Here is a 631-nt window from a genome sequence, read left to right as displayed (position 1 = left end):
ATATAATAATTGCTTCATTTGTGGGCATCATTTTTGGAGTGTTAATAACTTTTATAAAACGATATTGGCAGGGCTCTACTAAATCTGATTCTTTAAGGAAGTATGACGCATAATTTTTTACAACTCATTGCATGATTGAATGTGATGGGTTTGTTACTTTAGAGGGGGATGAAAACCTGTGATTAATTTTGCGATTGTTGGGTGTGGCCATATTGCAATGAAGCATGTTGAAGCAATTGAAAAAACTCTATCAGCTAAATTGGTGGCCGTTTGTGATAATAACCCTGATAGAGTCAAAGAATTCTCTAATGCAAATGGTGTAAATGGTTTTTTATCCTTAGAAGATCTAATTTCATCAGTTGAAGTGGATGTAGTAATTATTTGTACTCCTAGTGGTGTTCATCACAGACTCGCCTTAGATGCAGCAAGAAACGGAAAACACGTTATAGTTGAAAAACCTATAACTTTAAAATTAGAAGAAGCACAAGAAATCATTACAGAGTGCGAAAAAAATGCGGTACATTTATCGGTCGTTCATCCGAACCGGTTTCGACCTGCAATAAAAAAAACAAAGGAATATATTACTGGTGGAAAATTCGGTAAAATAAGCCATGTGAATGCAACTGTGCGG

Annotated in this window: 1 protein-coding gene; it reads left to right on the top strand. The window is 35.2% G+C overall.

From position 1 onward, the window contains the following. Positions 1-178 precede the first annotated feature (178 nt). Positions 179-631, top strand: a 453-nt coding sequence (locus AC1DWB_RS36895) for a Gfo/Idh/MocA family protein (RefSeq protein WP_477545991.1), incomplete at its 3' end; no start/stop codon positions are given.

Source organism: Paenibacillus sp. P4_E11, assembly GCF_056401635.1.
Note: the sequence above shows the minus strand (reverse complement) of the source record. Positions and strands in the feature narration are given on the sequence as shown.